2 protein-coding genes and 1 pseudogene are annotated in these 4,272 nt (G+C 42.9%); all 3 read left to right on the plus strand.

From position 1 onward, the window contains the following. The first annotated feature begins 187 nt into the window (after positions 1 to 187). The 3 genes and pseudogenes from VN447_RS16655 (at position 188) to VN447_RS16665 (ending at position 4,202) form a co-directional block, all read left to right on the plus strand. Positions 188 to 1,372: a CaiB/BaiF CoA-transferase family protein gene (locus VN447_RS16655; RefSeq protein ID WP_325526472.1), complete on the plus strand. Its 1,185-nt coding sequence runs from the start codon at positions 188 to 190 to the stop codon at positions 1,370 to 1,372. Positions 1,373 to 1,683: 311 nt separating this feature from the next. Next, positions 1,684 to 2,673, plus strand: a pseudogene (gene uraA / locus VN447_RS16660) (uracil permease); the annotation flags it as partial. Positions 2,674 to 2,933: 260 nt separating this feature from the next. Beyond that, entirely contained in the window at positions 2,934 to 4,202 is a 1,269-nt protein-coding gene (locus VN447_RS16665; RefSeq protein ID WP_325526473.1) for an IS110 family transposase, read from the plus strand. The last annotated feature ends 70 nt before the right edge of the window (positions 4,203 to 4,272 follow it).

A 4,272-nucleotide genomic window follows, 5' to 3' on the forward strand; every position in this document is an offset into this window, starting at 1 on the left:
CTTTGATAGAGAGATTTGGTTTTTATTTGTGCCGTCAGAGGTAAAACAAGAAAATAAATTTACAAAATTTTTAAAAAATAGGGTATGGCCTTTGTGGTAAATAACAAAGGAGTTTACCGGAATTAACGGGAATACAAAATCTGAAGTTTACAAAATGCAAAATAATTATGACAAAGGGGGTTGAAAAGTGAAAGCGCTGCAAGAACTTGTTGTATTATATTTGACGAGGGTATTGGCTGGACCCTATGCATCGATGATGTTGGCTGACTTTGGTGCTAATGTAATTAAAATTGAGACACCCGATGGCGGTGACGATTCAAGGGCGTTTGGTCCTTTTGCCGGCACGGAAAGCATCTACTTTATGAGCCTGAACAGAAATAAACGGTCGATGACGCTAAACCTGAAAAGCGCCGAAGGTAAGCAACTGTTTATGGATATGGTCAAAACAGCCGATATCGTTTTGGAAAATTACCGGCCTGGCACAATGGAGAAATTAGGCTTAGGGTATGAAACACTACAAGAGATTAACCAAGGCATTATCTATGCGGCTTGCTCAGGTTTCGGGCATACCGGACCTTACAGTAGCAAACCTGCTTATGATGTGATTGTACAAGGTATGGGCGGGGTAATGAGCATTACCGGACAAGAGGACGGTGAGCCTACCCGGGTAGGGGCTTCTATTGGGGATATTAACGCCGGGCTCTTCACGGTAATTGGCATTCTAACAGCCTTACATCACCGAACTCAAACCGGTAAAGGTCAAAAAGTGGATGTGGGCATGCTGGACTGTCAGGTGGCAATTTTAGAAAACGCCATTGCCCGCTATCTTGCTTCCGGGAAGGTACCTGCCCCTCTTGGCAATCGCCATCCGTCCATCACTCCGTTTGAACCGTTTAAAGCCCGGGACGGGTATGTTATTATTGCTGTGGGCAATGACAAGTTATGGGAGAAATTCTGCAACCTAATTGGGCGGCCGGAGTTGATTGACGATGAGCGGTTTGCCACCAACCCCGGACGGACAGAAAACCAGCGTCAGCTTAAGGTCATTTTGGATACTGTTTTTCCGGCTAAATCGGTAGATGAATGGCTTGCAACCCTAGAAGGTGAAGGAATTCCCTGTGGACCTCTCAATACCGTTGATAAAGTTATTGAGGATCCCCAAATTAAAGCGCGCGAAATGATTGTAGAGACGGTCCATAGTGTGGCAGGGGCTGTCAAGATGGCCGGAGTGCCGATTAAATTATCCTTAACGCCCGGAGCCGTGGAAAAACCGGCACCGCTGTTGGGGCAGCACACACAGGAAATCTTACAGGACATGTTGGGACTGACGAGCGAACAAATCGCAGAAATGAAAAGCAAAAAAGTGCTCTAAATTGTGAGAGAAAAGCAAAGTATAAGAAATCGATTTAGAAAATTACACAAAATGATAGTAGTAAATGATTACTGATTTGTCATGATTATACAAAGGCATGGGAAGCTGGTTTGTCGAAAAAACTTAATATTTAAAAAATTATTAACTTACTTGGATTGGGGTAGTTCTACTTCACATTTGTGGCATTTTACGAATTAATACGCGGGGGTGGTTACGGACGAATTTGGTCTAGTGCCGAAAGAAAGACAGTGCCGATAGACTTATGGCGGTGCAAACAGTAAAAGTTAATAAATTGGAAAGACGGTGAAAAAATGGCCAGAAGGATTATTGATGTAGATGAACGCCCATCTTTATTGGAAACATTTCCCCTTAGCCTGCAGCATTTGTTTGCTATGTTTGGCGCAACGGTTCTGGTTCCCATTCTCTTCAAAGTAAACCCGGCAACCGTGTTATTATTTAATGGTATTGGGACTTTGCTCTATATTTTTATAACCAAAGGTCGGATACCGGGTTATCTTGGCTCAAGCTTTGCTTTTTTATCGCCTGTTTTTGTTGTCTTGCCGCAGTATGGGTATGAAGCTGCTCTTGGGGGCTTCATCATAGTTGGTTTGGTATTCAGTTTAGTGGCCTTATCCATTGGTGCTATTGGTATGAAGTGGATTGACGTGATATTTCCGCCAGCCGCCATGGGGGCGATTGTTGCCGTCATCGGCCTGGAACTGGCTCCGGTAGCGGCAGATATGGCTGGTTTGACGGCTAAGACCCTTGACCCCAAGATGATAACTGTCTCGCTGTTTACCTTAGCAGTCACTATTTTAGGTTCAGTGGTGTTCCGCGGCTTTTTGTCCATCATTCCAATCCTGGTCGGAGTGCTTACCGGCTACATTTTGGCTTTCTTTCTCGGGCTTGTCGATACGAGCGGTATCTCTAATGCTCCCTGGTTTGCAGTTCCTACTTTTTACACTCCCACATTTCAACTCAATGCCATCGCTATAATTGTTCCTGCTGCTCTGGTGGTTATCGCGGAGCATGTGGGACACCTTTTAGTCACAGGTAACATTGTCGGACGCGATTTGGTCAAGGATCCAGGTCTGCACCGTTCATTGCTTGGCAATGGTTTATCCACTATGATTTCCGGGTTCTTTGGCTCTACTCCCAATACCACCTATGGTGAAAACATTGGTGTTATGGCCATTACCAAAGTATATAGTGTTTACGTTATCGGCGGCGCCGCCGTTATTGCCATAATTCTTTCCTTTGTCGGCAAACTGGCAGCTGCCATTCAAAGCATTCCCGTCCCTTGTAAGATATAGTACAGAAGGGTTATCCATTTTGGGGTAGAAAAACTCCGAACAATCAGTTTCATGTATAATTAGGAAGAAGGATATGAATGTCCCTGTCCCAGGGAAGAATTTTTCTATACCCATGACATTAGACGATTCATCCATTTCCAAAGAATTTACGTTTTAGCTGGTTGGGAGCTTATTCCCGCTTCACGTGCAAGGTTGTAATCTTTGATATGGAATGGATAATCCTTCAATATTTTTCTTGGGGGCCTCTTATGATAACTAATCGTCCAGTTATTGGTATTGATGTAGCCAAAAGTTTTTGTTATTACGCAGCCGTTTCGCCAACCTGTACAACATTTCTAAAACCATTTAAAGCCCTAAATACCAAGCAAGGACTATTATTCGTTTTAGGGCAAATAAGAAAAGTGGAAGAAGCATTTAGTAGTAAACCGGTCATCGCCTTAGAATCCACGGGTCACTACTCTCAACGCATCGTCCACTTTTTCTTGAAACAGGGGTTTGAAGTCTACCACATCAATCCCCTTATTTCTCATTCTATCAAAAATTCTGTTGTAAGGAAAGTTAAGACAGATCAGGTTGATGCTCTTGAGTTGGCAAAATTGTTGTTTATTCACAGTTTTCATCCCACAACTATGCCAAAGGAACAGCTTGCGAATTTGAAGGTTTTGACAAGAACAAGAGGTCAGTTAGTACAACAACGAGTCGAATCTCTCAATAAATTGCAGTCTAGCATTGAGCAGATTGCTCCACTATTTCCCGATGTCCTCAATCCTGGATCACTTACCGCCCTGACTCTTCTAAACAAGTTTCCTTTGCCTTGTGAGTGGACCAGGAATGCCAATCAAAAGGCCATCCTTGCTATGCTGGAAACTTTACCTCGCAGGGGTAAAGTATACGCTCAACAAAAATATGCCGCCTTGCAATCTTGTGCCGACGATGCCCAGGTTACCGGCATATCGCTAGAGGCCTATGCCTGCACGGTACGTTGCTATGCTAATATAGTTCAGTCGTTAGATGTACAGATTAGTGTGATTGATGAGCAAATTAAGGTGCTTTCCGAACAATTACCAGAAGTTACGCTATTAAAAACCATACCCGGTATAGGCAATACATTGGCCCCTATTATCCTTGGCGAAATAGGTGATATTGACCGATTTATGAACGCTAAGCAGTTGGTGGCTTTTAGCGGTATTGATCCATCCGTTAAGCAATCGGGTAATTTTGTAGGTACTAAAAATAAGGTAACCAAACGAGGATCGCCATTTCTACGCCATGCCCTTTATATTGCTGCTACGACATCTATTCGAAAAGAATTGAAAGGATCACAGGTTAACTCAGTGATTTACGAATATTACCAACGGAAAATTGAAATGAAAACCAAGAAACAAGCTCTAGGCGCTGTTATGAACAAGTTAATACGTATCATATTCTCGGTATTGAAGAGTAAACAGTCATTCCGTTTAATTACCCCTGAACAACAAGTTGAAATGTATCAAAAAATCCTACAAAAAGCGGCCTAACGAAGAAGAAAAACCAAAACATTACCTATTCCCTTCTCAAATATTGTTCGGTATTGGGAAAGGTTTTATT

Source organism: Sporomusa sp., from assembly GCF_035561155.1.
Taxonomy (GTDB): domain Bacteria; phylum Bacillota; class Negativicutes; order Sporomusales; family Sporomusaceae; genus Sporomusa.

Coding starts and splice junctions, on each gene's coding strand:
- VN447_RS16665 (WP_325526473.1), top strand. CDS start 2,934: ATGATAACTAATCGTCCAGTTATTGGTATTGATGTAGCCAAAAGTTTT.